The sequence below is a fragment of the Duganella violaceipulchra genome (genome assembly GCF_019166075.1).
GTDB classification, from domain to species: domain Bacteria; phylum Pseudomonadota; class Gammaproteobacteria; order Burkholderiales; family Burkholderiaceae_D; genus Rugamonas; species Rugamonas violaceipulchra.
The window spans coordinates 278,912-305,103 of record NZ_JAHTGR010000001.1 but is presented as its reverse complement, the minus strand read 5'-3'; the positions used below and the strand labels follow the sequence as shown (position 1 = coordinate 305,103).

Genomic DNA, 26,192 nt, shown 5'->3' with positions numbered 1-26,192 from the left:
CTAAAGTCATTGCAAATGATAACGCTATCTTGTAGGCGTTAAGCAGTGCCACTCAAATATGATGCCTATTGCGCTGTGGTTGGCGCAATTGATTATCACTGAAATGTTAGCGCTACCTTACTTGGAGATCTGGATGGAAAGTACCCGTTGGGTAGTGATGGGCGTCAGTGGCTGCGGCAAGAGCACGGTGGGCCAGGCGCTGGCCGGCGCGCTGGCCGTGTCCTACGTCGAGGGCGACCAGTTCCACCCGCCGGCGAACGTGGCCAAGATGTCGGCCGGCATCGCCCTGGACGACGCCGACCGTCACGACTGGCTGCAGACCCTGGCCGGGCAGGTTCACGGTGCGCGCCTGCTGAACCAAGGCCTGGTGCTGGGCTGCTCGGCGCTGAAGCGCAAATACCGCGACCAGCTGCGCCTTGCCGATCCGGCGCTGCGCTTCGCCCACCTGAACGGTGCGCGCGAACTGATCGCCGGCCGCTTGCAGGCGCGGGTCGGCCACTACATGCCGCCGTCGCTGCTGGACAGCCAATTGCATGACCTGGAACCGCTGCAGGAGGACGAGGCCGGCGTCACGCTGGATATCGCGGAGGCGCCGGAGACGCTGGTGGGGCATATCCTCGCCAGCAAAATCAGTACTAGATAGTGACCGAATACCGCCTGGCTTGACGGGTCGGGCAGCGTTGCATGCAGTGCGTAGCGGAGCCGTCAGAAATTCCGCGCGTTGACCATCACATCATAAAAATAGTGCAGGAGACTACAATGCGTACACGTAACAAAATCATGAGCCTGGCCGTGGCCAGCGCCTGCTGCTGGATCGCCATGCCAGCCTACGCCCAGCAAGCCGCTGCGGGAACGCCTGCCACCCCCGGCGACCAGACCCCGCCCAACGCCGACGCGAAGGCCGAGGCCGTGCCGGCGCAGACGGTGGTGACCGTGTCCGGCTCGCGCATCGCCTCGCGCGGCTTTACCCAGCCAACGCCGACCACCGTGCTCAACGCGGACGACCTGGCCAAGAACGCCCAGCCGAACATCTTCAACACCATCGCCGAACTGCCGGCGCTGCAGGGCAGCACCGGCCGCACCACCAGCACCAACAGCACCTCCAGCGGCATCCAGGGCTTGAGCTCGCTGAGCCTGCGCGGCCTGGGCCCGATCCGCACGCTGACCCTGCTGGACGGCCAGCGCGTGGTGGGCGCCAATGTCACCGGCGTGACCGACGTCAGCCAGTTCCCGCAACTGCTGGTCAAGCGCGTCGACGTGGTCACCGGCGGCGCGTCGGCGTCCTACGGTTCGGACGCGATCGGCGGCGTGGTCAACTTCGTCACCGACAAGAAATTCGAAGGCTTCAAGGCCAACGTCGAAGGCGGCCAGACCACCTACCACGACGACCGCAACGGCACCGTGCAGGCGGCCTGGGGCAAGGGCTTCATGGACGACCGCCTGCATGTCGAAGTCAGCGGCGAGTTCGGCCGCGAGAAGGGCATCGACTCGCCCGGTTTCGGCGAAGTCGGCCCCAACGGCCGCAGCTGGTACAAGAACACCGCCTACCAGATCCGTCCGCTGGCGCAGACCAACGACGGCAAGCCGCAATACACCGTCATCGACCACGCCCAGCAATACCAGTACGCCAAGTACGGCTTGATCACCAACGGCCCGCTGCAAGGCACGGCCTTCGGCCCCGGCGGCGCACCCTACCAGTTCAACTACGGTGGCGGCGGCAAGCCGACCGGCACCGGCGCGGTGACCGGCTGCGTCAACCCGTTCTGCGTTGGCGGCGACCTGAGCGGCAGCGTCGGCGCCGGCACCAACCTGGCGATGGACCTGAAACGCCAGGTGGCGTACACCCGCGTCGGCTTCGACATCAATCCCGACCACGAGATCTACCTGACCACCAACTTCGGCAAGGTCGAATCGGTGTTCTCGCCGAACCCGGGCGCGGCCAAGAACGCCAACCTGACGATTCAGTGCGACAACCCGTTCCTGCCGGCGTCCATCGTGGCCGCCTGCGCGGCCAACAAGATCACCAGCTTCCAGTACGGCACGGCCAACGCCGAATTCCCGCACAACATCAATGTCCATCCGACCCGCCAGATGGAGCGCGTGGTGCTTGGCGCCGAAGGCCGCTTCCAGCTGGCCGGCAAGGAATGGTCGTATGACGCCTACGCCGAATATGGCCAGAACAAGACCGACATCATCGTCCATGACATCTCGCTCAATGCGCGCTACAACGCCGCCATCGACGCGGTGCGCGGCCCGAACGGCAACATCGTCTGCCGCAACCCGGTGGCGGCGGCTTCCGGCTGCGTGCCGCTGAACATCATCGGCGACGTGCCGGCCGATCCGGCGGCGATGGCCTACATCGAACCGGGCATGGGTCCGCAACAGCACACCAAGCAAACGCAGCAGGTCGCCAGCTTCAACTTGCACGGCGAACCGTTTGCATCGTGGGCCGGTCCTATCGCCGTGGCGACCGGCGCCGAGTACCGCCGCGAACACTATAGCGTGACCGGCGACCCTTACGGCAACGGCGTCTCCGCAGGCAGCCCGAACACGCCGGACTATCCGGCCGATCCGCTGCTGAACACGGCGGTGGGCAACAACTGGTACGCCGGCAACTACCACAACGCCTCGGGCACCTACGACGTCAAGGAAGCCTACGTCGAGCTCAACGTTCCGATGCTCAAGTCCGCCACCTTCGGCGAGGCCAACCTGAACGTGGCCGACCGCCGCACCAGGTACAGCACCTCCGGCAGCGTGGAAAGCTGGAAGATCGGCGGCAGCTGGAAGACCCCGGTCGACGGCCTGAGCTTCCGCGCGGTGACCTCGAAAGATGTGCGCGCACCGAACTTGAGCGAACTGTACGCGGCCGCCGTGGTGGTGAACAACGTGGTCAGCTACCAGGGCAACACCATTACGGTCCAGCAGCGCACGGTCGGCAACACCAAACTGCGTCCCGAGATCGCCCGCAACACCGTGTTCGGCGCGGTGCTGAACCAGCCGAAATGGCTGCCTGGCTTCAGCGCCTCGGTCGACTACTTCGACATCAAGGTCGACGGCGTGATCTCGACCCTGTCGGCGCAGCAGGAAGTCGATCTGTGCGTGGCCGGCAACCAGGAAATCTGCTCGGCGATGGTGCTCAACAGCGCCAACACCACCAACAACTACGTGACGGTGCAGGCGTTCAACCTGGCCTCGCTGCGCAACAAGGGCTACGACGTCGAGGCGGCCTACCGCATGAACCTGAAGGACTTCGGCCTGCCGGGCCGCCTGACCTTCCGCGCGCTGGCCACCCGCACCATCAGCTTCCTGACCGATCCTGGCGTGGTGGGGACGATCCCGTCTGAAGGCGCCGGCAATAATCTGGGCGGCACGCCGAAGTGGAAGGGCCTGGCATCGCAAGCGTGGGACACCGACAAGTTCGGCCTGATGCTGACCGAACGCTGGATCAGCAAAGGCGTCTACAGCAACGAGTTCATCGAGTGCCAGACCAATTGCCCGGTCTCGACCACGATACACCCGACCATCTTCAACAACCAGATGAAGGGTGCGTTCTACGTCGACCTCGGTGGTAGCTACAAGGTCAACGCGAAGACCACCGCCTACTTCAAGATCGACAACATCGGCAACGTCGATCCGGTGGCGGCGCCTCAGGCCAACCTGAGCTTCGCCATCAACCCGACGCTGTACGACGTGTTGGGCCGGGTGTACCGCGCTGGCGTGCGTTACAGCTTCTAAGCCAACCTGGGCGATGCGCATGACTAGTCCAACTATGAGTCTCGCCCTCGTGGCAGCGGCTGCGGTTCTGTGCGCGCAGCACGTCGCACATGCTGCGCAAGCCGCGTCGACTTCCGCCTACCAGAGCATGCCGGACGACCCGCGCGCCGTGAAAGTGCGGGGCAGGGGCGACGGCGTGGCCGACGACACCGACGCCATCCAGCAGGCCGTCACCAGCGCCGCCAACAAAGGTGAGGGCGGCGTGGTGTTCCTGCCATCGGGCCGCTATCGCGTTTCCCGTTCCATCCTGGTGCCGCCAGCAGTGCGCCTGTATGGCGTCGGCCGGACGCGGCCGGTGTTGGTGCTCGGCGCGCGCACGCCGGGCTTCCAGCGGGGCGTCGGTAACATGATCGTGTTCACTGGCGGTGACCAGTACACGGTGGGCAAGGTGCCGGTGCCGGTGGCCAGCGCCGTGCCGTTCAGCGACCAGGTGCGCGACGCGAATTCGTCGACGTTCTATTCGGCGCTCAGCAACGTCGATTTCGAGATCGGCGACGGCAATCCCGCCGCGGCGGCGGTGCGGCTGCGCACGGCGCAGCACTCCTACCTGAGCCACATCGACTTTCATATCGGTTCCGGCCTGGCCGGCATCTACCAGGTCGGCAACGAGAGTTTCGACCTGAAGTTCTACGGCGGACGCTACGGCATCCTGTCCGAGAAGACTTCGCCGGCGTGGCCATACACGCTGATGGATTCGAGCTTCGACGGCCAGCGCGATGCCGCCATCCGCGAGCACGAAGCGGGACTCACGCTGATCAACACCACCATCCGCAACACGCCGGTGGGCATCGAGATCGACCGCGGCTACGGCGACTGGCTGTGGGGCAAGGACGTGCGCTTCGAGAATGTGTCGAAGGCGGCGGTGGTCATCAGCAACGAGGGCAACGTCTACACGCAGGTCGGCTTTGACCACGCAGTGGCCCGCAACACGCCGGTGTTCGCACGCTTCCGCGACAGCGGTAAAACCATCGCCGGCGCCGGCGCCGCCTACGCGGTCAGGGAATTCAGCTACGGCCTGGCGTTGCCCGGCCTGGGCAGCACCGGCCAGTTCGCCACCAGCATCAGGATGGAAGCGCTGAAAGCCTTGCCGGCCGCGCCGCGCCAGGTCATGCGCGCGCTGCCGCCAAGTACCGAATGGGCCAACGTGCGCGGCTTCGGCGCGCACGGCGACGGCCAGGCCGACGATACGGCCGCGATCCAGAAAGCCATCGACAGCAAGCGCGTGGTGTACCTGCCGCTGGGCTTCTACATCGTCAACGACACCATCCGCATGAAGCCGGACACGGTGCTCATCGGACTGCATCCAGGCCTGACGCAGCTGGTGCTGCCGAACGGCTCGCCGCTGTACACCGGCATCGACGGCCCGAAAGCGCTGCTGGAAAGCGCCAGGGGCGGCGACGCCATGGCCACCGGCTTCGGCCTGGCCACCGGCGAAGTCAACCCGCGCGCGACGGCGCTGCTGTGGAAGGCGGGCGCCGATTCGCTGGTCGACGACATCCGCATTCAGGGCGGCCACGGCACGCGGCTGTACGACGGCACGCGGCGCGATCCCTACCAGAAGCGCACCGACTTCGACCCCACCGCGCACTGGGACCGCCAGTACCCGAGCATTTGGGTGACCGACGGCGGCGGCGGCACCTTCGTCGCCTGCTGGACACCAAGCACCTTCGCGCAGGCGGGCTTCTACGTATCGAACACCAGGACGCCGGGCAAGGTCTACGAACTGTCGGCCGAACACCACATCCGCGCCGAGATCGTGCTCGATGGCGTGGAGAACTGGGAATTCCTGGCGCCGCAAACCGAAGAGGAAGTGCGCGATGGCATGGACTCGGTGTCGCTGGAGATCCGCAATTCGAAGAATCTACTGTTCGCCAATTACCATGCCTACCGCGTCACGCGTTCCATCAAGCCCGCGCCATCGGCGGTCAAGTTGAGCAATTCCAGCGGCATCCGCTTCCGCAACGTGCACGTCAACGGCGAGAGCGGTTACGCCACCTGCGACGACAACGGCTGCGACACCTATCTGCGCGCCACCAAGTACCCGTATGAGAACGCGCTGCAGGACGTTACCCGCAAGCTGGAGGTACGCGAGCGCGAGTTCGCTGCGCTCGATGTCGGCGCCGCCGGTCCCGCTGCCGATGCTGGCGCCGGCGTCAAGATCGACAAGCTCGAAGGCGATTTCTATTCGATCGCCGGCGCGGCGGTTGACGCCCAAGGCAAACTCTATTTTGTCGATAGCCGTTTCCAGCGCATCTACAGCTGGTCCAGGGCAGAGGGCCTGCTGGTGGTGCGCGACGCGCCGCTGGACGCCGTCAACCTGGCCGTCGACCAAAGCGGAGCGCTGATGGTGCTGTCCTCGCACGGCGCGGAAGGCACGGTCTACTCGTTCCACCCAGATCAGCCGGCCGGCCCGCTGACACTGATCAAGCCAACGCCGGTCGCCGCCCACGCTGGCGCCCGAACCGTCGTGCCGGTCAATTTCTGGCTGAACGGCGAGTTCCGCGACCAGCTGAACCCGGACACCTACGAGTTCACCACGCTGGCTGAAATGTTCGCCCGCGATGTCGCGCTGCCGAAACAGCGCGAGTACGTGTCGCCGGACGGCAGCCTGGTGATGCCGGCCTACCGCGTATTCCAGCAAGGTCCGGCCAATCACCTCGGCCACCGCTTCTCCGACACGCTCGACACGCACGGCCTGGTGGCGGCCGGCGCCAACGGCCGCGTGGTGTTCACCAACGGCTCCGAGAACCGCACCTACAGCGGCGTGATCGGGCAGGGCGGCGGCATCGGCGACTTGAAACAGGTCGTCAACCGGGGTGGCGAGAGCGTCGTCGTGGACAAGGCCGGCAACGTGTATGTCGCCAATGGCCAGGTGTTCGTCTACGCGCCGGACGGCAAGGAAATCGGCCGCATCGATGTGCCGGAACGTCCGCTGCAGTTGATCTTCGGCGGCGACGGCGATGGCACGCTGTTCATCCTGACTCACCATACCCTTTACGCTGCGGGAGGCTTCAATGTGCAATAACAAATTCGGCCTGGCGCTGCTGTTGCTGTGCGCGCAGGCGGGGGCGCAGCAGACGGTTCAATTGTGGCCCAACGGCGCGCCGGGTTCGGAGCAGCGACACAACGAAGCTGAAACGGTGCAGAACACCTACATCAGCAACATCCACGATCCGTCGCTGACCGTGGTCGAGGCCGATTCGCGCCATGCCAACGGCGCCGCCGTGATCGTGGTGCCGGGCGGCGGCCATCGCATGCTGGTGTGGAATAACGAAGGACTGGTGGCGGCCAAGTCGCTGAACCGTTCCGGCGTCACTGCCTTCGTGTTGAAGTATCGGCTCGCGCGCGACCAGGGTTCGACCTACAGCATCGAGAACGATGCGGCTGCCGACCTGCGGCGCGCGGTGCGCTGGGTGAGGGCGCATGCGGCGCAGTACAAGATCGATCCGAACCGGCTCGGCATCATGGGCTTCTCGGCCGAGCTGCACATGTATGCGGAGACCGACCACGCCTTCAACATGGGCCAGCGTTCGGAGCGCCTGTCCGACGTGCACTGGCCGGACCGCCTGGCCGACTGGCTGGCCGACGGCGGTTGGCTGATTCCCCACGCCGGCCAGGCGCCGCAGGGCGTGCCGTCGCCGGCGCGATAGCTTGCCGTTCGACGCGCCTGCGGATTCCGCCTACGTCGCGGACCCGCTGCGCGGAATCAATACCACCAGCGCATATATTCCGCCCGCAGCGATACCGGTCACGCGGCCATCAGGCAAACGCTTGCCTTCCGACCAGACCTGAATTTCTTCGACGTCGGCGCGTTGTATGGACACCGTGAACGTCGCGCTGCGAAATTCACGCGTGACCTTGATGCCTTCCCATTCCTTCGGCAACTGCGGGCGCACCAGCAAGGCATCGCCGTCGCCGCGCAAGCCGCACAGGCCTTCGATGAAGCAGCGGTAGGCCCACGACACGGTGCCGGTATTGAACAACTGGCTGGAACGGCCGGCGGTACGCGGGTACTGGTGGTAGGCGCCGCGATAGTAATTCGGGATGAACACCGGCAGCTGGCCGCGCTGCAGGTAATCGGCCTCGCTTGGGCCGGGTATCATCTGGCGCAGCAGCTGGTAGGCGCGGTCGCTCTCGCCGATGGTGTACAGGCTGTAGATGTAGAACACGGCGGCGTGGTTGTAGACCGCGCCGTTCTCCGCTGAACCGGGATGCTTCTGCGTGACGCGCCCCACGTCGTCGCGCATGGCGCTGTACGGCGGCGCGAACATGGCCACGCCGTACGGTGTAGCCAACTGCTCCTCCACCTGCGCCAGCATCGATGCGCGCTGTTCCTCGCTGGCCGTGCCGCCGAGGATCGCCCACGCCTGCGGATTGAGCCAGATGCGGCCCTCCACGTCCCGGCTGATGCCGAAGCGGACATCGTCGTCGGTGATGCCGCGCGCGTACCAGTCGCCGTCCCACAGGTGCTCGTTGGCGGCGAGGTTGACTGCCTTGGCGCCGGCGCGGAAACGGTTGGCGTCCGCCGCCAGCGGCGTGGCGTCGCCGCGCTGCTCGCACATTTCCGCCCATAGGTTCAGCGCGTAGGCGGTGGCCACGGTCAGCCAGCCGGACACGCCGCGTCCCTTGTAGCCGACCATGTTCATCGGATCGCACCAGTCGCCCTGGGCGATGTAGCTCAAGCCGCGATGGTCGCGCGTCTGCAGCAGCCAGTCCATGGCGCTGCTCACGCGTTCGGCGACGGTAAGGGCGATGCCATCCTCGCGGCCGGCCACGACCACGTCAAGAATGCCGTAGTCGTTGGTTTCGTCGAGGTAGACCTTCAGCGCGACCGGCAGCCACACGCAATGGTCGGTGTGCGGCACCTGGTTGATGTATTTGAGCTCCGCCCCCTCGGCCAGCAGTATCCCGTCCGGCATGGCGCCGCTGGCTTCCTGCTGCGACAGCGCGTGAAGGAAGGCGCTGCGCATCACGCTGGGCTTGATGAAGCTCATGCCCATGTTGTCCTGCAGGTAGTTGCGGGTTTGCGGATCGGTGCTCAGGCGATTGACGTCGCCGTGGTAGAACACCTGGCGCGGCAGCCAGTGGTTGACGAAGTTGTCCAGTTCCTTGTCCGGTGTTTCGATCCGCAGGCATCCGCGTCCGCCGGCGATGTAGCGGGCATAGTCGGCGCGGGCGGCGGCGAAGGCGTCGGCACCGAGATATTTTTCACGCACGGCGCGGATCTCGGCGTCGTCGAATGCCGGGCCGAAGATGAAGCGGTAGTCGTGCGTCTCGGTTTCGGCCAACGCCAGGCGGTACTGCACCACTGCGGTCGGCGTCTCGTAGCGGGCGTCGCTGTTGCCGAGCTGTTCATCCTGCAGCGCGCTTGGATGGTGCAAGCCGCCTTCGCCCTCGAACGCCATCTGCCGGACTTCCCACGCCACCGGCGCTTCCTCGCACAGGAAGTAGGTCTTGTCCTTGAAGTCCTTCTGCTTGAAGTAGTCGGCCACCTTTTGATACGGCGTGACGCAGCTGGCCACCACGCCGCCCAGGTCCGCACGGTATTCGCCGGACTGGTTCATCCACGACATGTAGCCGATCGGGAAGTAGGGGTAGACGCTCAGCTTGCGCGGCCGGCCCGACAGGTTGGCCACCCGCAGCGACCACAGTTCCACCACGTCGCTGACCGGCAGGCTCAGATTGAGCTCGACCCGCACGCCCAGGTGCTCGATGGTCCACGACAGGTCGCTTTTGCCGACCGAGAAATTGTAGCGGTCCACCGGCGCGCGCACCGGCTCGTAGGGCGCCGAGAACAGTTCACCGGTTTCCTCGTCCTTGATGTAGAAGAAGCGGCCGGGATGATGGGCGTAGTAGTTCTGCTCCGGCTGCATGAAGGTCTTGGCCTCCAGGTTGGGCGCGTAGGCGTACTTGGCCGGCTCCGGCTGCATGAACTGCGCGGTGGCGTAGCCGCGGCAGGTCACTTGTATCATCATCTTCTGGTTCCACAGGAAGCCGGCCGCGCGCGGCATCGCCGTCGGGCTGGTCAGTTCGTAGCGGTCGCCGTCGTGGGTAGGGCCTAACATTGAAACTCTCCGTTTAAGATTTGCGCGCATCCAGATCCGCCTGGATCTGAGCCAGCTTGGTGTTGTCGAGGTTATAGAAGAACATGACGGCCACCGCGCACACCGCGAACGCCGCCGGAATAAAGGACATCAGCCACACGATGCCGGCCTGCGAGCCGGCCGTCTGTGCCACGTTGGCCACGTAGCCCAGCCGGGTGAACAAGCCGCCGATGACGGCCACCGCCATGGCGGTGCCCAGCTTTTGCGAGAAGGTGGCGGCGGCGAAGGTCATCGCGGTGGCGCGGCGGCCGGTGCGCCATTCGTTGTAGTCGGCGGTGTCGGCATACATCGAGAACGCCAGCGGCGATTTCGGCCCCAGCACCAGGCCGGTTGCGATCTGCAGCGCGAACATCAGCGTGACCTGGTCTTTCTGAACGAAGAAGAAGGCCAGCGACAGCAGGGCGGTGGTGCTCATCAAAATCATCATCAGCTTGCGCTTGTCGATGAAGCGCGTCAGGAACGGCGTCAGCGAGGCGCCGACGGCCGCCGAGATCATGTAGGCGGGGACGAAGCCCTGCATCAGCTCCGGCCGGCCGACCACGTACTTGAAGTAGTAGGCGGCGCTGGTGGTGCGCAGCGTGATGGTGATCATGATGATCAGCGCCAGGAAGAACAGCGCCACCCACGGCCGGTTGCGCGACAGGTCGCGGATGTCCTGCCAGACGTTGGACTGCTGCGTGGGCGCGGGCGCCACGCGTTCGCGCGTGTTGAGGAAGGTCGTCACGAACAGCACGGACGCCAGCGCGCCCCACACCAGCATCGTCAACTGCCAGCCCAGTTTGTCGTCGCCATGGCCCAGCCAGCGTACCAGCGCCGGCGTGGCCGCCGTCACCAACGTGCCGCCGGCAAAGGCGAAGATGAAGCGCAGGCCGTTGACGGTTGAGCGCTCCTGCGGATCGGCCGACAGTACGCCGGACAGGGCATTGTACGGAATGTTAATGCAGGTGTAGCAGACCATCATCAGCAGATAAGTACCGTAGGCCCAGACGATCTTGCCGCCCTCGGACAGGTCGGGCGTGGTGTAGGTCAGGAAGGCGGCGCCGGCCAGCGGCAGCGGAAGCCATATCAGGTAGGGGCGGAACTTGCCGAAGCGGGTGTTGGTGCGGTCGGCTACGGCGCCAATCAGCGGGTCGGTGAAAGCGTTGATGATTTTAATTGTGAATACCATCGACGCGGCGGCGGCGGCCGAGATGCCGAAGACGTCGGTGTAGAAAATCAGCAGGAAGGTGGCGATATTGGTCCAATAGAAATTGAAGCCCATATCGGCAATGCCGTAGCTGATCTTTTCACGCCAGGTCAGTTGTTTGTTCACGGTCGCTTTCGGCTAATGTTAGCGCTAACAATATTGGCCACAGTGTAGACTTTTGGCGGGATTTGTAAACAAGATTTGATGTTGCGCCGCAGCAGCAGGATGGGATTTAATTCCTGGTACTGCGGCAACGCAACTCAGTTGGCATCGGGGAAGATACATCCGCCATTGCGAACCAGCGCCTTCACCTCTTCGCTCACTGCAATCGCATTCGTCATTGGTCCTGCTACACGGGCTCGTCAAATGTCGGTTCCGGCTCGCCCACGCCTAGCGCCGGGTGCATCCCCTCGAGATAGTTCCCGGTCAGGGTCAGCGGGTTCATCTCGGGCGTGAAATACCGGACTGCCAGATGAGTGGCCAGCGCGTCGAGCGGTGCCCGGTCCGCATAGGTGAACAGTAGCGCGCGCACGGCGCGCTGTCCGACTAGCGTATCCGCGTTTTCCCGGCTCAGATACGCCGATCCCCGCCGCAGAGTATCGAGTGCCGCGCCGTGCACTGCCCGTTCGCGCCGCTCGATATAATCAGTTGCCTGGCCCAGGAACTCGACGCCGGAGGAGGCGCGCAGAAACGGTCGCCCCGCGCACATCAGTTGCACCACCGAATTGGCTCCTTCCACGATCGCTAGGTCGGCCTGGACAAACAGCCCGTCCATACAGGTCTTTTCCAGTCCGACGGTGTGGTAAATCTTGATGCGCAGTGCGGCGCAGCTTGCCATGCGAAAGCCCTGGTCCTCTTCAAAGACCGTATGCACCCACTGAGTGTCGGGTAACTGCCCGATCGCCGTGGCGATATCGCCTGGCCGCGAGAGCAGCCGCCGGTCGGGCGTGTCGTCGGGCTGATGATGGATGACGAAGATGATGGCCCAGCGGCCCTCATCCGTGCCGGCCCGGGCTGCCTTGAGCAAATTGCGCAGCACCGTGGCCGGGCCGGCGGCATTGGTGCCATGGCCGTAGACGCAGGCGAGCCGGTTATTGGGCTCCTGACTAAGCGCGACCGCCGCCGCTGCGAAGCGTTGTCCCCGCGTCGCCGCTTGCAAGGGGTCGAACACTGGCGGCGCCGGCACCACCGAGTAGAGATCCGCAGTGTAGCTGCGCGGAGCCGTGACTTCGTTCATCGCGTTGGGGCCCAGGTAGCCGGTACCGCCCACGACCCCCAGTTTGACGCCGTGATCGCCAGCGAAGCCAAAATCGCCGTTGGTATAGCCAAACGGCGCCCAGCTCACCAGTACTGAGCCGGGCGCCGCCGCTACGCTCAATTCGAGCTCGCGCCCGTTGTAGCCGTGCGGCGCCAGCACCAGCAAGGGCTTCGTTCCCGGCCTTATCTTCCAATGGCGCGGCCAGAAATGCTTCCCATTGTGGATCCAATGCCATGGCGGATCGTCGGGGGGCGCGGGCTCATCCGGCAGCCCGGACATTTTGCGGATCTGGGCCCAACCGCGCAGCTTGATCTCCGCGGAGGCATCGGTTTGTTGGCCGTACACCACGTGGGTTCCTTGCGGCAGGAAGGGCAATACGTTCAAGCCCGCCGTCACCTCGCCACTGCCTTCGGAGTATCCCACCACCACCAGCGTGGCAAAATCCGCCGGCACCGCCAGTTGCTCGGATACGGGCGCCGGCACGGGGGCGACCCGCGCTTGCGGCGCCCGCTCGTCGGGCTGCCGGCACTCGACCTCGACCGCTACCACCGGCTGATTGTCGAGCGCCGCTCCGGCCTGGTTAGCTTCGTCGCTGCAGCACATGTCAGTCCTCGCGCGCCAGCCACAGAGCAAGCTGCTCGCGCGCAGCCTTCATCAAGCGCTCCAGGCGCTGCGGCGCGCTGTCCTGATCGACTGACGTTAGCGCAGCGCCGGCCCAGCCGTGCTGCGGGTCGGTGTCGAAACGGCTGCCGGCGTAAAACATGCTCAAGGCGATCAGCAGCGTCGCCTCGGACCCTTGCAGACCATGCTGCGCGCTCTTGTCCGCAGCCACGGCCAGCAAGGCCGCATACGCCGGCGGCGTCAGGCGCGCGCTCTTGGCCGGATGCAGTGCTGCCAGCAAGCCTTGCAAGTGGGCCGGCAGATGGTCCCGGTCCTGTAGCAGCTTGGGCTGCGCCAGGACATGCCGCAGGCGCAGCAGTGCGCGGTTCAGATAGGCGTGCTCGGGCCCAGCCATGTGCGCGAACTCTGCCAGGGCGCGGCGCGCCAGGCGCGCCAAATTGGTGGACGGATCGTCGCGGCTGCGCTCAGCCAGGATCGCGCTAGCCCAGGGCAAGAGTGGGTCGTCATCAAAATAGCTGCCGAACATCCACATCAGATTGATGTAGCGGCAAACATCGCTGCGCCCGATGAGGCCGTACAGGGCCGCCCGCTCGATCCCCAGGGCGATGACGCGACGAGCGCGCTGCCGGCCCAGGATCGCCATATGATTGGGGAAGTACAGGCCCGCATGGGTCAGCATCTCGCCTTCGAAGCGCAGCACGGCTGCGGTCTCGAAGGCTGCGCGCTGGCGCGCCCCGATCACCAACATAGGTCCGCCGCTGAATGGGCGCGTGCCGGGTTCCCGAACACGCACTGCGGCGCGCCGGGCGCATGTGGTGCCGAGTAGGGGCGGGGCGGTTGGCACACGGGAGCGTTGCGCGCCGCGCGCTGGCTGGCGCAGCAGTTCATCGCAGTGGATTTGTCGCGCATGCTTCTTTCCGTAAAAATGTCCGGACCGCTCGCGGCAGACCAGCGGAGTTGCTCATACTATACGGCAGCGGGCGAGGAATGCAACGCCTTTCTGGAGCGGTCGCTCGCCCTCCCGTGGATACGTTCCCAAACTTGCAATGCATAAATAATATGCGATAATTTCCACGTGGATACAAAATGGCGACGCCAAGGCAGATGATGAAAGATCAACATATAACAAAATTCAACCCATCTGCGGTGGCGCTGCCGGCGCTCGCGCTGTGTACGGCCGCCTTGCTGAGCGCATGCGGCGCGGGCGGCAACGACAGCTCCACTGAACCACGTCTGCTACAGGGCGCAGCGCCGCTCGCCACCGGCTCGACCACGCTGGTGCTGGATGCTGGCACGCTGCCGGCCGCAGATGCCCAGCGCATGGCGCTGCCGTCGTTCCACATGGCGCCGGTTGAACTGGCGGCGCCGGACGACCATGCCGACAGCGCCAACGCGCCGGTGCACGCGCAGGCTGTCCCGACCGAATTCCAGCATCTTTCGACTCGCCGCCTGACCATGCAGGCGCTGCATGGACGCCACCTGGAAGCCATGCGCAGCCTGAGCCCGGAAGCGGCCGCCGCGCCGGCAGCTTCCGGCGGCGTGGTGGCGACCTACACGCCGGCCCAGATCCGCGCCGCCTATGGCTTGCCGGCGCTGCCGGCGGCCGGCGGCGCATTGACGGCGGCCCAGGCGGCCCAGCTGGGCGCCGGCCAGACCATCTACATCCTCGACGCCCAGCATGACCCGAGCGTGGCGGCCGAACTGGCCGCGTTCAACACCAAATTCAGCCTGCCGGCCTGCGCCACCAAGACCATCGCTGCCACGGCCAGCCTGCCGCTGGCCGCCGCCTCCACCGGCGGCTGCGAACTGGCCGTGGTGTACAGCACCGCCAGCGGCGCCATGACCGCGACCCAGCCCGCGTACGACGCCGGCTGGGCCAGCGAGATCACCCTTGACGTGCAATGGGCGCATGCCACCGCGCCACTGGCCCGCATCGTGCTGATCGAAACCGCCGATGCAAGCTACAACAACCTGCTGGGCGGCGCCAGGCTGGCCAACGCGATGGGGCCGGGGATCGTCTCGATGAGTTTTGGCGGCGCTGAAAGCAGCGGCACCGTCTCCTCCGACAGCGTCTTCGCCGCCGCCGGCATGACCTATCTGGCCGCCACCGGCGACTCCGGTGCGGGCGTGTCGTGGCCGGCGGTCGCGCCGCATGTGCTGGCGGTCGGCGGCACCACGCTCAGCTACAGTGGCAGCGGACTGCGTTCCGAAGTGGCCTGGTCCGGCACCGGCGGCGGCGTCAGCCAGTACACGGCCACGCCGAGCTACCAGACCAACGCCGTGCCCGGCATGGGCACGCCCGCGCGCCGCACGGTGGCCGATGTCGCCTTCAATGCCGATCCATCGTCCGGCCAGTACGTGGCGATGATCGCGCCTGGCAGCAGCACGGTGCGCTGGGGCAGCGTGGGCGGCACCAGCCTGTCGACGCCGCAGTGGGCCGGCCTGATCGCGGTGGCCAATGCCACCCGCGCGCTGAACGGCAAGGCGGCCTTGGGCGCGCCGCACGCGGCGCTGTACGGCGGCATCGCCGCCGTGCCGGGCAGCTACGCTTCCACCTTTGCCGATATCACCGCCGGCAGCGACGGCAGCTGCGCCGCGTGCACCGCCAAGAGCGGCTACGATCAGTTGACCGGCCTGGGCACGCCGAACGTGTCCAGCCTGTTGTCGACGCTGTCGGGCCTGACCATCGCCGCCGCGCCGCAGGTGGGCTCGGCCAGCATCAAGGGTACGGTTGGAACCACGTTGACGTTCACGGTTTCCACCGTTGCGGCCAATACGGTCAGCTACGCATTGAGCGGGGCGCCATCCGGCATGAGCATCAGCAGCGCCGGCGTGGTCAGCTGGGCGGCGCCGGTGGCCGGGACCTACGCCGTCACCGTGACCGCCAAGGACAGCAAGACCGGCCTTAGCGGGCAGGGCGTGACCACCGTCGTCATCGCGCCGTTGTCGGCGCCGGTGCTGACCTCGGGCACCATCAGCGGCAAGGTGGGCGTGGCGCTGTCGTTCTCGGCGGCGGCCAGCAATGCCAATCCGGTCACCTACGCGCTGAGCGGCGCGCCGTCCGGCATGGCGATCAGCACTGCGGGCCTGGTCAGCTGGGCCAAGCCGGTGGCCGGCACCTACGCCGTGACCGTTACCGCCAAGGACAGCAAGACTGGCTTGAGCGGCCAGGCTAAATACACGGTGCAAATCACCGCCGGCGGTCCGGTGATCACGGCTGCGGCCATGACGGGCGTGGCGGGCAAGCCGATGATGGGCTTGATCACCATTGTGGACAGTGGCGCCAGTTCGGTGTCGATCACGATCTCCGGGGTCCCGCTGGGCATGATGTTCCAGTCCAGCGGCCTGAGCGTCATGCCGTACTGGAGCGCGCCGGTGGCTGGCAGCTATCAATTGAAGGTGGCGGTGACCGATAATGCCGGAGGCAGCGCCCAGCTGACGATCCCGGTGACGGTGACGGCGCGCTGATTGAAATTACAGACAACAAAAAAACCGCTGCTCCGAAAGGACCAGCGGTTTTTTTTCTTCGTCAGCCTGCGTTCCAGCCGCCGCCCAGGGCCTTGTACAGGGAGACGGTGGCCTGCAGGCGCTTTAATTTTAGTATGCCCAACTCATTTTGCACGTCCGACAGGCTGCGCTGGGTATCGAGCACGGTCATCAAATCTTCCGCCCCTGCCTTGTAGCGGATCTCCGACAGATTGTAGGCAAGACGCGTCTGTTCCAGTTCGTCCTGCTTTAACTGGCGCCGCTCATCGAGACTCCTGATCTGGCCCAGTACGGTGTCGACTTCCGCCAGCGCCGCGAGCACGGTCGAGCGATACGCCTTGACCAGCTCCTGTTTTTGTTCGATGGCCAGATCACGTTCGGTCCGCAGACGTCCGCCATCGAAAATGGGCGCCACCAGCGAGGCGCCGACATTGGCGAACAAATTCTGGCCGCTGAGCAGCGAAAGCAGGGCGCTGCTTTGGGTGCCAGTCGATCCGGTCAAGCGTATGCTGGGAAACAGCGCCGCGCGCGCCACTTCGACATTGGCGCTGGCCGCGGCCAACCGCGCTTCCGAACGGCGAATATCGGGCCGCCGCGACAGCAGCTCGGACGGCAGGCCCGGCGTCACCTCGGGCAAGCGGATGGTATCGAGTCCGTAATTGCCGATCCGGAAGGTCTGCGCCGAGCGGCCGAGCAAGATGGCCAATGCCGATTGCGCCTCGCGCTCTTGCTGCAATAAATCGGGGATCGCGGCATGTTGGCTGGCGACAGCGGAACGCTGGCGTGCCAGGTCGACCGACGTGGCCGCGCCCACGCTGCGCTGCGCCTCGACCAGCGACAGCACATGTTCGGCATTGCTCATGTTTTCGCGTGCGACGCCGAGGCGGTCGTGGAGGGACAGCACTTGCAGGTAGGTCGACACGATTCCGCTCGTCACCGTCAAGGCGACGGTTTGCCGGTCATAGAAATTGGCCCGTAGCGATGCCTCGGCCGCCGCGACGCTGGCCTTGTTCTTGCCCCAGAAGTCGATTTCGTAAGACACCTGCAACAGTCCGCTGGACGACACGTTGGCGCCGTGATGGTCTCCGAGCGGCAGATCCCGTGCGGCGCCCGCCGACACATCGACTGAAGGCAGCAGGGCGACCCCGGCAATCCGCGCCTGGGCCTCCGCCTGGCGCACACGCGACAGCGCGGCGGCCAGCTCCAGGTTGTCCTTTTGCCCCTCGCCCACCAACTGGCTCAGTTCGGCGCTGCCAAAGCCTTGCCACCAATGGGCGTCGGGCCATTCCTGGGCGCCCGTTTTCCCGCCCTGCGACCAGCCGGCCGGCAAGTCGAGCACCGGCGGCGCCTCCGCCACGGGGATCGTGTGCGCACAGCCTGCCAGCAGCGCGCCGGCCAGACACAGCGTCGGCGCGAAAAAGGGAGCGCGGCGTTTCATGGCGTTCCCATCAGCGCGGCGCTGCGGCCGGATCGACCAGCAATTGCTCGCCCGCTTCCAGGCCCGACAGCACTTGTGCCTGCTGTTGATTGCGCACACCAATTTTCAGCTGGCGCGCCTCGACCTGCCGGTTGGCGTTCAACACCTTGACCTCATACAAACCCCTCGCATCGCTCGTGCCCAGCAAATTGAGCGGCAACAGCACCGCGTCCCTGGTCTGCGCGACGATAAATTGCACCTGGGTGGTCATGCCACTCATCAGTTCCTGTTCCGGATTGTTGACCTCGAACAGGACATTGTAAAAAGTCTGCTTGCCCTGTTCGCCCGAGCCTTCGGCCGGCACGGGAATGACCTTGCGCAGCTTGCCCGACCAGATGCGGCCCGGATAGCCGGGCGTCTTGAAATTGGCCGCCATGCCGCGTCGCAGGCGCGTCACATCGATCTCCGCCACGCGTGCCTGTACCGTCATTTGCGTCAGGTCGGCGATGCGCATCAAGGGCACGGCCGCCTGCCCGGCGCTCGCCGTTTGTCCGGGGCGCGCATTCACGGCGACGACGGTGCCGGAAATCGGCGCCAGGACCTGCGTGTGCTGGCGGCTCTCTTCGTCGGATTTCAGTGTCGCTTCGAGTTGCTGGATCTGCGCGTTGATGGAGCCCAGCCGGGCGCGGGCCGAAGACAGACTCATGCGGCTCGATTCAAAGCTTTCTTCGCGGGTGGCATTCTGTGCCTTGAGTTGGGTCTGGCGCTTGAACTGTAGTTCGGCAAAGTCCGTCTGCGCCTGCTGGTCTGCCAGCTCGGCCTGCAGGCGCGCCATTTGGGTGCGATTGCTTGCCATCTGGTTGGCCTGGACCGCAGGGGATATTTCCATCACCACCTTGCCTTTTTGCACCGTGTCGCCGACGGCAAACAGGACCTCTTTTATCTGGCCGGCCACAGGGATGTCCACGTCCGCGAACTGATGGAATTGCAATTTTCCGGCGGCCTCAACCGTCTGTTGCAGGTCACCGCGCTGCGCCGTCACGGTCTCTGCGGACGTAGGTGGCAGCTCCGTCGTGGCCGCCGATGGCGGCGCCTTCGGCGGTTGCGGCGCTTGCGCCAGCGCGCCGCCGGCGTGCAGCGCCAGCACGAGCGTGCCGGCCGTCAGGCGTCGGGGCCAGAGCGCGTTGGCAGGAACAGGGCGGCGAGCGCCATTTTTTTCATCGGTCACAGGGTCTGGCAAGCAAGCGCCTGCATCGTTAAAAACAGCTGGTATTCTAGCGCATTCATGCGCCGGCATCGCGCGCCGCATGCGCTGAGTCGCCACGGGTCTTTCTATGCGCCGACCTGCTTGATTTTGATTGTCAGCTTATAAACGGCCGGCCCGTCGGCGTTCTGGATTGCCATGGCCACCTGCCAGGTCCTGCCTTTGCTGGTCTTGGTGAAGCCGCGGCCAAGCTTGCCGGCGGCGGGCAGGTCGAGCCAACCGGCCGCGCGCATCTTGGTCGCGCTCTGATCGAGGAAATCCGACGGGCCGGCTGCCAGTTCGATGCGTCCGCCCACTTCCCATTGGCTGACATCGCCGGTGTCGGTCAGGCGTTCCCACATTGCGCCCTTGGGCACGAACTCGGCCACGTCGGGCATTTGATAGGCGGCCAGCTGGCCAAAGGCGAGCTTGCCTTCCTCGCGCCACTCGTATTCCATGCCACGGGCGACGCTTTCGGCACGCAAGGGCCCCAGCTCGCGGTAAACCATGTGCAAGGCGCCATCGATGCCCGAGGACAGGCCGCCGGTGGTGACGATCTTGCCGTTGTCGACATAGCGCCTGTCGCTGACCACCTTCGCCCTTGGGAACATCGTCGCCAGTTGTTCGGTCGCGCCGACGATCGTGGTCGCCGATTGCCCATCGAGCAGGCCGGCCTTGCCCATGATGAAGGCGCCGGTGCAAACCGACAGCACGGCCCGGCTGTCGACGGCGCGCGCGCGTATCCAGTCGAGTGCCTTGGGATTGCGGATGACGCTTCTCACGTCGCCGCCGGGGACGACCACAATATCGGCCTGTGGCGCGTGCTCGATATCGTAATCGGGCGTCATCTTCAAGCCCCAGGCCGACTGTACGCTGTTGGTGCTGCCGGCAACCGTAAAGATGGTGGCGCCGGATTGGCCGAACACTTCCATCGGGCCGGAATAGTCGATGTCCTGCACACCGTTGAAGATCAACACGGCCACGCGCAGGCGCTGGGATTTGTCGATCAATTCCATGCCGTCGGTGGGACAGATCCCCGGCTTGTCATACTCGGCGACCGGTTGGCCGGCCATGTGGGCGTGGCTGGCCATCTGGCAGACGTAGACCGGTTTTTTCTGCGCTGCCATGTCGGCCGCGCCGGCAGGCGTCATCGCGGCGCACAGCGCCAGCGCTGCCATCGTCATCATGCTGGCCATAGGGAGGTGGTTCATGGTAGTCCTTGCGCTTGGTTGAGAGGCGATCAGTTTCCCATCGCCGGGACGCCCGCGCGAGGCGCTTGGCTGCAGCCTGGTGTGGATTGGCTGCATACCCATCCAGCGCGCCCCCGGTTCGCTTATGATGGCGGCCATGAAGAGCGCAAATCTTATAAGCAAACTATGGGTGCAGATCGCCGTGGTCTGGCTGGCCATCGCCCTGGTCGATGCGACCCAAACGGTGATCAGCATGCGGGCGATGGGCATGCACCACCTGTGGATCACGCTGTTTGTTGTGACGGCGGCGACCTGGGCCGTGTGGCCGGTGTTCACGCCCGCCGTGCTCATCTTGCTGCAGCGCTGGCGCCTGCCGTCCAGGTCGGCGCTGCCGTGGTTGGCGCATGCCATGACCTGCGTCGTCATCAGCCTGGCCTGGGCCACGTGGGCCTCGCTGCTTGAACACCTGACCAATCCCTTGGCCAACCCCGCCGGTCCGACCGCGTTCTCGGTGCTCTGGTATCCGAAATTCTATGGCATGCTCGTCGTAGGAGGCATACTGTATGGCGCTATCGTGGCGCTGAACCTGACGCTTGAGACCCACAATCGCCTGGCGCAGCAGCAGGCCGCGAGCGCGCGCATGGCGGAAGTGCTGGCGCAGGCGCAGCTGGCCACGCTCAAACTTCAGCTGGAGCCGCATTTCGTGTTCAACTGCCTCAACGCGGTCACCGGGCTGATACGCGAGCAGCGGGGCAACGATGCGATCGCGATGATCGCGGCGCTCGGTGACCTGTTGCGGCGGGTCACCGACCACTCCGACCGCCAATACGTTGCGCTGGGAGAAGAGCTTGCATTCCTGCGCAAGTACCTGGCGCTGCAGCAGATGCGTTTCGCCGAGCGCATGCGCTACGATATCGACATCCCCGAGCAGTTGCTGGCGGCCCAGGTGCCTGACTTCATCCTGCAACCGTTGGTGGAAAACGCCATCAAGCACGGCATCGGCAAGCGCACCAGGGGTGGCGCGTTGCGTATCGGTGCTGCGCGCACGGGCCCGGTCCTGACCTTGACCGTGTATAACGACGGTCCGCTTCTGCCGCCGGAGTGTGGGGTGGGCGTAGGCCTGGCCAATACCCGGCAGCGCCTGGCCGCCCTGTACGGCGGCGCGCAGACGTTCGCTCTCGAGAACCGGGACGACCTTGGCGTGCTGGCCACCATTACACTGCCATACCGTGAGGATTGATGGACCAAAACGCCAATGCGCTGCGCGCCCTGATTGTCGACGACGAACCGCTCGCGCGCAGCAATATCGCCGCGCTGTTGGCGCATGACGCCGGGATACAGCTGGTCGGCCAATGCGGTTCCGCCGAGGATGCCATGGCCGCGATTGCGGCGTGCAAGCCGGACCTGGTGTTCCTGGACGTGGAAATGCCCGAATGCGACGGCTTCGAAATGCTGGACCGCCTGGGACCGGTGCTGCCGTTTGCCATCGTCTTCGTCACCGCCCACCACCAATTCGCCTTGCGCGCTTTCGAGGTGGGGGCGCTCGACTACTTGATGAAGCCATTCGACGACCAGCGCTTCCAGCGCGTGCTGGAGCGGGTCAAGGAGCGTATCCGGATTCCCGGCGCCAGCCAGCGGTTCATGGTCCGGAATGGCAACGTGCTCGACGTGGTCAAGTACGCGGACGTCGACTGGATCGAGGCGAGCGATTATTATTCGACGCTGCATGCCGGCGAGCGCGCTCATATGTTGCGTCGCAGCCTGGCCGAACTGGAGGTGCTGCTGGCGCCGTTTGGCTTTTGCCGGATACACCGCTCGGCCATCGTCAATCTCGACCGCGTCCGTGCGCTGGAACTGTGCCCGGACGGCGAATATGCAATCGTCCTTGAGAGCACGCGGCGCCTGCGCATGAGCCGGCGATACCGCAAACCTGTGATGGATCGGCTGGCCTAGCGAGGGAGGGGCGAGCCATTGATGGACGGCCCGACGGTGCTATCATAAAAATGGTGGTTCATGGGCTCGCGCTAAAGGATGCCAGTTTTCTAGCCGCGATCTTAACGGCTATTTTTCAAAGAAAGGTTACGCATGTCCGAAAACATTCCTACGCTGTACGAATGGGTGGGTGGCATAGATGCCCTGCGTCGTCTGACCTCGCGCTTCTACGAGCATGTCAGGCGCGACACCTTGCTGGCCCCTGTGTTTGCCCATATGGGCGACGATCATCCAGCGCACGTTGCCGCCTTTCTTGCCGAGGTGCTGGGCGGGCCCGCCACCTACTCCGAGCAGTATGGGGGACATCCACATATGATTCAGCAGCATCTCAACCGCCATCTCGTCCAGGAGCAGCGGCGCCGCTGGGTCACGCTGCTGCTTGAAACTGCCGATGAGCTGGGCATGCCTGACGACCCGGAGTTCCGCTCGGCGCTGGTTGGCTATCTCGAGTGGGGTTCGCGCCTGGCGGTCATCAACTCGCAGCCGGGGGCGCAAGCAGATCACGATGCACCCATGCCCAAGTGGGGCTGGGGCGAAGTCAAGGGACCATACCGTGGTTAAGACGAGGCGCGCAGTGGCGGTGCTCACGCTGCTCACCGGGTTGCTGGCGTGGGGCACGGCGTCTGCGACGGATTCGGTGATCGAGGCGCCGAACGCGGTCGAGATCTCGCCCCGGCTCGTCACCTCGGGCCAGCCTGGCGCCAAGGCGCTGGCCGGCCTCGCCGCGCAGGGGTTTGGCGCCGTCATCTACCTGGCGCCGCCAACCGTGTCGGACGCCATTGCCGGCGAAGCGGAGATCGTTCGCCGGCAGGGGCTTGAGTTCATCAACATACCCATCGGCTTTGGAAATCCTACCGAAGCTGACTTCCAGGCCTTCGTCGCCGCCATGGAGCGGCTGCGTGATCGCAAAGTCCTGGTCCATTGCCAGGTCAATATGCGTGCCTCCAGCATGACCTTCCTGTATCGGGCCATCGTCCTTCACGAAAAGCCCGAGCTGGCCTACGAATCGGTCGCGCGGGTGTGGTCGCCGGAGGGGCCGTGGAAGAGCTTGCTGGTGTCCCAGCTACGTAAAGCGGGTATTCAGTTTGAACCTTACTGAAGGCGAACGTGCTGTTGCGGCCGGCACTATGTAAATCACCAACCGGCTTAACGAAATGTGGCAAGGGCTCCGTCTCTTGTGCCGGATGCGCCGCGCAGGGAGGGCGACACCAAGCAGTCGCCGGACGCCGTGGTCGGCGACGTGCGGCGCGTCGTACCAGTGCTCGCAGTCGATGACGCGGCCGCGCAGGTCCAGCGCACCGGTCGATTCCTGGTTCTGGCCCCTGCCGTCGTAGTGCTCGTCCGCCGGCGCGCTGAACGAGGCGCCGGTCTGGTAGGTCTTTTCGGTGTTGATGGTTTGCGGCGCCATCTCCCAACCTGTCATGTCGAGCTCCAGCTCGCCTTTGGCGTTCTTCACTTGCAGCGCCACCGGCGTCGGTTGCGGCGCGAAATACTTCTCGCCGATGGTCGGCACGCGCGGCGCCGGCGCCACGTGCAGGCTCAGCGCAGGCGAGGCGAAGCTGTCGCCGTCCCGAGACCCAGGCGCCGTTGCGGTCCAGCGTGGCGATGGGCGCAGCCTGGGCGCTTGTCGCGGCGCCGAGCGCGAGCAGGGAAATCGAGACAGCCAGGGCCTTGCGGCGCAGCTGCGCGGGAGGATGCTTGACCAGGTGTCTTCCTGTATTCGTGTGGGGTTGGATCGCTAGGGGACCAGCTTGCGGTCGCGCAGCCATTCTTCGGCGCGCTGCGGCCGGTTCGATGCGGTGCCTTGGCCGGCCAGGCATTGTGCGTACTGATCGCCTTCGCGCGCGAAGGGCAGGAATTCGTAACCGCCGCCAGGGCCGATGATGACGGCGGTGCGGGCCGTCCGGTCCAGGGACGCCGGATACACGGTCAGCGTGGGCTGGCTGACGTTGCGGATCGGTTCGCCGTCGAGCCGTTCCGGTCGAGGCCGGGAACAGCAGGGCCAGTATCCATGATCGCATGGGGTTGTTCTCCTTTTGTATTTTTTGTGCCGCATTTTGCAGCGCCCCATGACTGCAGAGCCTCCCTGGGACCGCAATTATGAAAATCACCGACCCGGTGTATGATTTGCCGCAATCCCAATTGGGAACTCTGCCAGTGCTACAACTTGTCATGCCAACGCCATCCAGTGGACTATCGTTTAAGTCATGAAACCGTCCGCCGCCTTTCAAACGCATCGAGCCGCAATTCGCCGTATCGTGGAAGGGCATCGTGCGTGCAATCCGCGCGTCTTTGGCGCCGTCGCGCAAGGTTGTGATACGGAGGAAAGCGATCTGGATATTCTGGTTGGAAATCCTCGGCGAAGCCAGTTATAACGTTCACAAGTACTATCCTGAGTGCGCTGGCAAGCATCCAGAATTAGCCTTGTCATCTGTCTGCCAGATGCGCAACGCTGTTGCCCATGGCTATTTCAAGGTCGATTATGAAATTGTGTGACAGACCATTCATGCCGACCTGCCTCCCCTGTACCTTCAGGTGTGGAACGGTTTTTCCGGCTTGGCATAAGCAGAATTGCCGGCCACATCAAACAATTTTTTAGAAAGCCATCGCAATGTTGAACGACCTGCTCGAAGAAATGCTGTTCTGCGAATTTATGCTGGTGTGCGAATCCCATGATTGCCGCGCGTTCTTTGAATTCGAAGAAGTCGCCAACGATCCGATGGACGAGTGGGCCAAGCGGGCGGCGGTTGCGGCGAAGGAGTGCGGTTGGACCATCGGCCGCACGGGACTGGTGAAATGTGCAACATGCGCCGCGCGCGCTGATTGATTCCGCGATGTTTTTTGTTAAGTTTTGTAAGGTTTTCCAGTCTGGCATGGTGAGCCGGGCCGCAGCAGTAGGGGAGGTCGGCGCGGGGCGCTGCGGTCCTGGTAAGGAAATGTAATGCCTCTACCGGGAAAAAATAGGATTATTCATAAAAATCAATAACTTGTGTATGATTCGCTGTGTCGCTTGGCGGGTGCTAGTATCGATTCGCTGGCATGGGCCGACGGCTTCATGCCAGACACGGAATCACAAATTCCTCCCCTTGGTAATGTGGTTCTTTTTTGCCGGTGCCCCGCCGGGCGCCGGCTTTTTCTTTGCGCTACCTTGTGGTTATACTAGGGCGCGAATTGAATTGAACTCATCGGACAGGAAGCGTATGCGCAAGATATTGATTGCGGAGGATGACCAGAAGGCCGGTGCCCTGCTGAAAACCTATCTGGAAAAACACCAGTACGAGGTGATCCTGGCGCCGGACGGCCTCAGCTTTCAATCCGAATTCTCGCGCCTGGCCGACCAGCTGGCGCTGGTGATACTCGATGTGATGTTGCCCGATACCGACGGCTTTGTGCTGTGCAAGGAAGTGCGCCGCCGCTCCAACCTGCCGATCATCATGCTGACCGCGATCTCCGATGGATCCGACCGCATCGTCGGCCTGGAACTGGGGGCGGATGATTACATCGGCAAACCCTACGACCCGCGCGAATTGCTGGCGCGTATCAAGGCGCTGCTACGCCGCGCCGGCATCGACAACCAGAACGTGACACGCTACTACCGTTTTGTCGGCTTTACGCTGGACCTGCTGGAGCGTACCGTCACCGATAGCGCCGGCGCGCTGGTGCCGCTCACCGGCCTTGACTACCAGTTGCTGAAGTACTTCGTCGAACACCCGGGCCATATCCTTGACCGCAGCGTGTTGTGCGAGCAAACGCGTGGCCGCGACTCCGGTCCGCTTGACCGCTCGCTGGACGTCCAGATCAGCAAACTGCGTTTGCGCCTGAACGACGATGGCAAGCAGCCGTCGCTGATCAAGACCGTGCGCGGCGCAGGCTATGTGTTTTCGGCCGATGTCGCCGTCGTGCCGGCCTGAGCCGGACGGC

General features: G+C 64.6%; 21 protein-coding genes. 12 read left to right on the top strand and 9 right to left on the bottom strand.

The genetic code is table 11. The features are described from left to right. The first annotated feature begins 133 nt into the window (after nucleotides 1-133). The 4 genes from KVP70_RS01190 to KVP70_RS01175 all read left to right on the top strand — a co-directional run bounded on the left by KVP70_RS01190 (nucleotide 134) and on the right by KVP70_RS01175 (nucleotide 7,424). Complete coding sequence (locus tag KVP70_RS01190) at nucleotides 134-643, top strand: gluconokinase (protein ID WP_229224507.1); 510 nt, start codon at nucleotides 134-136, stop codon at nucleotides 641-643. A 116-nt stretch (nucleotides 644-759) separates the two neighbouring features. Further along, nucleotides 760-3,735 (top strand): TonB-dependent receptor domain-containing protein, encoded by a 2,976-nt coding sequence (locus tag KVP70_RS01185; RefSeq protein ID WP_229224506.1) that lies wholly within the window; start codon nucleotides 760-762, stop codon nucleotides 3,733-3,735. A gap of 34 nt (nucleotides 3,736-3,769) precedes the next feature. Next, nucleotides 3,770-6,799 carry a glycosyl hydrolase family 28-related protein gene (locus KVP70_RS01180; protein WP_217940192.1) on the top strand — a complete coding sequence of 1,010 codons (3,030 nt, stop codon included), beginning with the start codon at nucleotides 3,770-3,772 and terminating at the stop codon, nucleotides 6,797-6,799. Then, the gene (locus KVP70_RS01175) at nucleotides 6,789-7,424 is read left to right on the top strand and encodes an alpha/beta hydrolase (protein WP_229224505.1); all 636 of its coding nucleotides are present in this window, start codon (nucleotides 6,789-6,791) and stop codon (nucleotides 7,422-7,424) included. The genes KVP70_RS01180 and KVP70_RS01175 overlap by 11 nt, the downstream gene beginning before the upstream one ends. Nucleotides 7,425-7,454: 30 nt before the next feature. Here the strand turns inward: KVP70_RS01175 and KVP70_RS01170 are convergent, their stop codons facing one another. The 4 genes from KVP70_RS01170 to KVP70_RS01155 all read right to left on the bottom strand — a co-directional run bounded on the left by KVP70_RS01170 (nucleotide 7,455) and on the right by KVP70_RS01155 (nucleotide 13,691). Continuing rightward, nucleotides 7,455-9,839, bottom strand: coding sequence for a GH36-type glycosyl hydrolase domain-containing protein (locus tag KVP70_RS01170; protein WP_217940191.1), 2,385 nt, complete (start codon nucleotides 9,837-9,839; stop codon nucleotides 7,455-7,457). A 13-nt stretch (nucleotides 9,840-9,852) separates the two neighbouring features. Further along, nucleotides 9,853-11,190, bottom strand: coding sequence for an MFS transporter (locus KVP70_RS01165; RefSeq protein WP_217940190.1), 1,338 nt, complete (start codon nucleotides 11,188-11,190; stop codon nucleotides 9,853-9,855). Between the two features lie 223 nt (nucleotides 11,191-11,413). Beyond that, entirely contained in the window at nucleotides 11,414-12,925 is a 1,512-nt protein-coding gene (locus tag KVP70_RS01160) for a hypothetical protein (RefSeq protein WP_217940189.1), read from the bottom strand. A gap of 1 nt (nucleotide 12,926) precedes the next feature. Beyond that, nucleotides 12,927-13,691: a hypothetical protein gene (locus KVP70_RS01155; protein ID WP_217940188.1), complete on the bottom strand. Its 765-nt coding sequence runs from the start codon at nucleotides 13,689-13,691 to the stop codon at nucleotides 12,927-12,929. Between the two features lie 338 nt (nucleotides 13,692-14,029). Between KVP70_RS01155 and KVP70_RS01150 the strand changes: the two genes are divergently transcribed. Then, nucleotides 14,030-16,411, top strand: coding sequence for a S53 family peptidase (locus KVP70_RS01150; RefSeq protein ID WP_229224504.1), 2,382 nt, complete (start codon nucleotides 14,030-14,032; stop codon nucleotides 16,409-16,411). 61 nt (nucleotides 16,412-16,472) lie between these two features. Here the strand turns inward: KVP70_RS01150 and KVP70_RS01145 are convergent, their stop codons facing one another. From KVP70_RS01145 to KVP70_RS01135, 3 genes are read right to left on the bottom strand one after another with little or no spacing between them, the layout of a single operon-like run. Continuing rightward, nucleotides 16,473-17,867 carry an efflux transporter outer membrane subunit gene (locus KVP70_RS01145; RefSeq protein ID WP_217940187.1) on the bottom strand — a complete coding sequence of 465 codons (1,395 nt, stop codon included), beginning with the start codon at nucleotides 17,865-17,867 and terminating at the stop codon, nucleotides 16,473-16,475. A gap of 10 nt (nucleotides 17,868-17,877) precedes the next feature. Further along, a complete protein-coding gene (locus tag KVP70_RS01140) occupies nucleotides 17,878-19,170 on the bottom strand; it encodes an efflux RND transporter periplasmic adaptor subunit (protein ID WP_262311677.1) in 1,293 nt (430 codons plus the stop codon). An 8-nt stretch (nucleotides 19,171-19,178) separates the two neighbouring features. Further along, nucleotides 19,179-20,300, bottom strand: coding sequence for a DJ-1/PfpI family protein (locus tag KVP70_RS01135; protein WP_217940186.1), 1,122 nt, complete (start codon nucleotides 20,298-20,300; stop codon nucleotides 19,179-19,181). A gap of 136 nt (nucleotides 20,301-20,436) precedes the next feature. On the opposite strand from KVP70_RS01135, the gene KVP70_RS01130 reads away from it, so the two are divergent. The 4 genes from KVP70_RS01130 (at nucleotide 20,437) to KVP70_RS01115 (ending at nucleotide 23,370) form a co-directional block, all read left to right on the top strand. Then, entirely contained in the window at nucleotides 20,437-21,519 is a 1,083-nt protein-coding gene (locus tag KVP70_RS01130; RefSeq protein WP_217940185.1) for a sensor histidine kinase, read from the top strand. Continuing rightward, a complete protein-coding gene (locus KVP70_RS01125; RefSeq protein WP_217940184.1) occupies nucleotides 21,519-22,232 on the top strand; it encodes a LytR/AlgR family response regulator transcription factor in 714 nt (237 codons plus the stop codon). The genes KVP70_RS01130 and KVP70_RS01125 overlap by 1 nt, the downstream gene beginning before the upstream one ends. A gap of 132 nt (nucleotides 22,233-22,364) precedes the next feature. Further along, nucleotides 22,365-22,832, top strand: a complete 468-nt coding sequence (locus tag KVP70_RS01120) for a group II truncated hemoglobin (protein WP_217940183.1) — start codon at nucleotides 22,365-22,367, stop codon at nucleotides 22,830-22,832. Between the two features lie 13 nt (nucleotides 22,833-22,845). Then, complete coding sequence (locus tag KVP70_RS01115) at nucleotides 22,846-23,370, top strand: protein tyrosine phosphatase family protein (protein WP_217940182.1); 525 nt, start codon at nucleotides 22,846-22,848, stop codon at nucleotides 23,368-23,370. On the opposite strand, the gene KVP70_RS34095 is transcribed toward KVP70_RS01115, so the two are convergent. Both KVP70_RS34095 and KVP70_RS01105 read right to left on the bottom strand, forming a co-directional pair. Then, entirely contained in the window at nucleotides 23,335-23,784 is a 450-nt protein-coding gene (locus tag KVP70_RS34095) for a hypothetical protein (protein WP_229224502.1), read from the bottom strand. The genes KVP70_RS01115 and KVP70_RS34095 overlap by 36 nt on opposite strands. Before the next feature lie 225 nt (nucleotides 23,785-24,009). Continuing rightward, complete coding sequence (locus tag KVP70_RS01105) at nucleotides 24,010-24,327, bottom strand: hypothetical protein (protein WP_217940181.1); 318 nt, start codon at nucleotides 24,325-24,327, stop codon at nucleotides 24,010-24,012. Nucleotides 24,328-24,542: 215 nt separating this feature from the next. On the opposite strand from KVP70_RS01105, the gene KVP70_RS34570 reads away from it, so the two are divergent. From KVP70_RS34570 to KVP70_RS01090, 3 genes are all read left to right on the top strand, one after another. After that, the gene (locus tag KVP70_RS34570; protein WP_217940180.1) at nucleotides 24,543-24,767 is read left to right on the top strand and encodes a HepT-like ribonuclease domain-containing protein; all 225 of its coding nucleotides are present in this window, start codon (nucleotides 24,543-24,545) and stop codon (nucleotides 24,765-24,767) included. A 115-nt stretch (nucleotides 24,768-24,882) separates the two neighbouring features. Continuing rightward, on the top strand, nucleotides 24,883-25,098 hold the full coding sequence (locus KVP70_RS01095; RefSeq protein ID WP_217940179.1) for a hypothetical protein: 216 nt from the start codon (nucleotides 24,883-24,885) through the stop codon (nucleotides 25,096-25,098). Nucleotides 25,099-25,471: 373 nt separating this feature from the next. Further along, a complete protein-coding gene (locus tag KVP70_RS01090) occupies nucleotides 25,472-26,182 on the top strand; it encodes a response regulator (protein WP_217940178.1) in 711 nt (236 codons plus the stop codon). Nucleotides 26,183-26,192 lie beyond the last annotated feature (10 nt).

Bases quoted from the DNA above. Each gene is read 5' to 3' on its own strand.
- KVP70_RS01190 (WP_229224507.1), top strand. From the start codon at position 134: ATGGAAAGTACCCGTTGGGTAGTGATGGGCGTCAGTGGCTGCGGCAAG.
- KVP70_RS01185 (WP_229224506.1), top strand. From the start codon at position 760: ATGCGTACACGTAACAAAATCATGAGCCTGGCCGTGGCCAGCGCCTGC.
- KVP70_RS01180 (WP_217940192.1), top strand. From the start codon at position 3,770: ATGAGTCTCGCCCTCGTGGCAGCGGCTGCGGTTCTGTGCGCGCAGCAC.
- KVP70_RS01175 (WP_229224505.1), top strand. From the start codon at position 6,789: ATGTGCAATAACAAATTCGGCCTGGCGCTGCTGTTGCTGTGCGCGCAG.
- KVP70_RS01170 (WP_217940191.1), bottom strand. From the start codon at position 9,839: ATGTTAGGCCCTACCCACGACGGCGACCGCTACGAACTGACCAGCCCG.
- KVP70_RS01160 (WP_217940189.1), bottom strand. From the start codon at position 12,925: ATGTGCTGCAGCGACGAAGCTAACCAGGCCGGAGCGGCGCTCGACAAT.
- KVP70_RS01155 (WP_217940188.1), bottom strand. From the start codon at position 13,691: ATGTTGGTGATCGGGGCGCGCCAGCGCGCAGCCTTCGAGACCGCAGCC.
- KVP70_RS01150 (WP_229224504.1), top strand. From the start codon at position 14,030: ATGGCGACGCCAAGGCAGATGATGAAAGATCAACATATAACAAAATTC.
- KVP70_RS01145 (WP_217940187.1), bottom strand. From the start codon at position 17,867: ATGAAACGCCGCGCTCCCTTTTTCGCGCCGACGCTGTGTCTGGCCGGC.
- KVP70_RS01135 (WP_217940186.1), bottom strand. From the start codon at position 20,300: ATGAACCACCTCCCTATGGCCAGCATGATGACGATGGCAGCGCTGGCG.
- KVP70_RS01130 (WP_217940185.1), top strand. From the start codon at position 20,437: ATGAAGAGCGCAAATCTTATAAGCAAACTATGGGTGCAGATCGCCGTG.
- KVP70_RS01125 (WP_217940184.1), top strand. From the start codon at position 21,519: ATGGACCAAAACGCCAATGCGCTGCGCGCCCTGATTGTCGACGACGAA.
- KVP70_RS01120 (WP_217940183.1), top strand. From the start codon at position 22,365: ATGTCCGAAAACATTCCTACGCTGTACGAATGGGTGGGTGGCATAGAT.
- KVP70_RS01105 (WP_217940181.1), bottom strand. From the start codon at position 24,327: ATGCGGCACAAAAAATACAAAAGGAGAACAACCCCATGCGATCATGGA.
- KVP70_RS01095 (WP_217940179.1), top strand. From the start codon at position 24,883: ATGTTGAACGACCTGCTCGAAGAAATGCTGTTCTGCGAATTTATGCTG.
- KVP70_RS01090 (WP_217940178.1), top strand. From the start codon at position 25,472: ATGCGCAAGATATTGATTGCGGAGGATGACCAGAAGGCCGGTGCCCTG.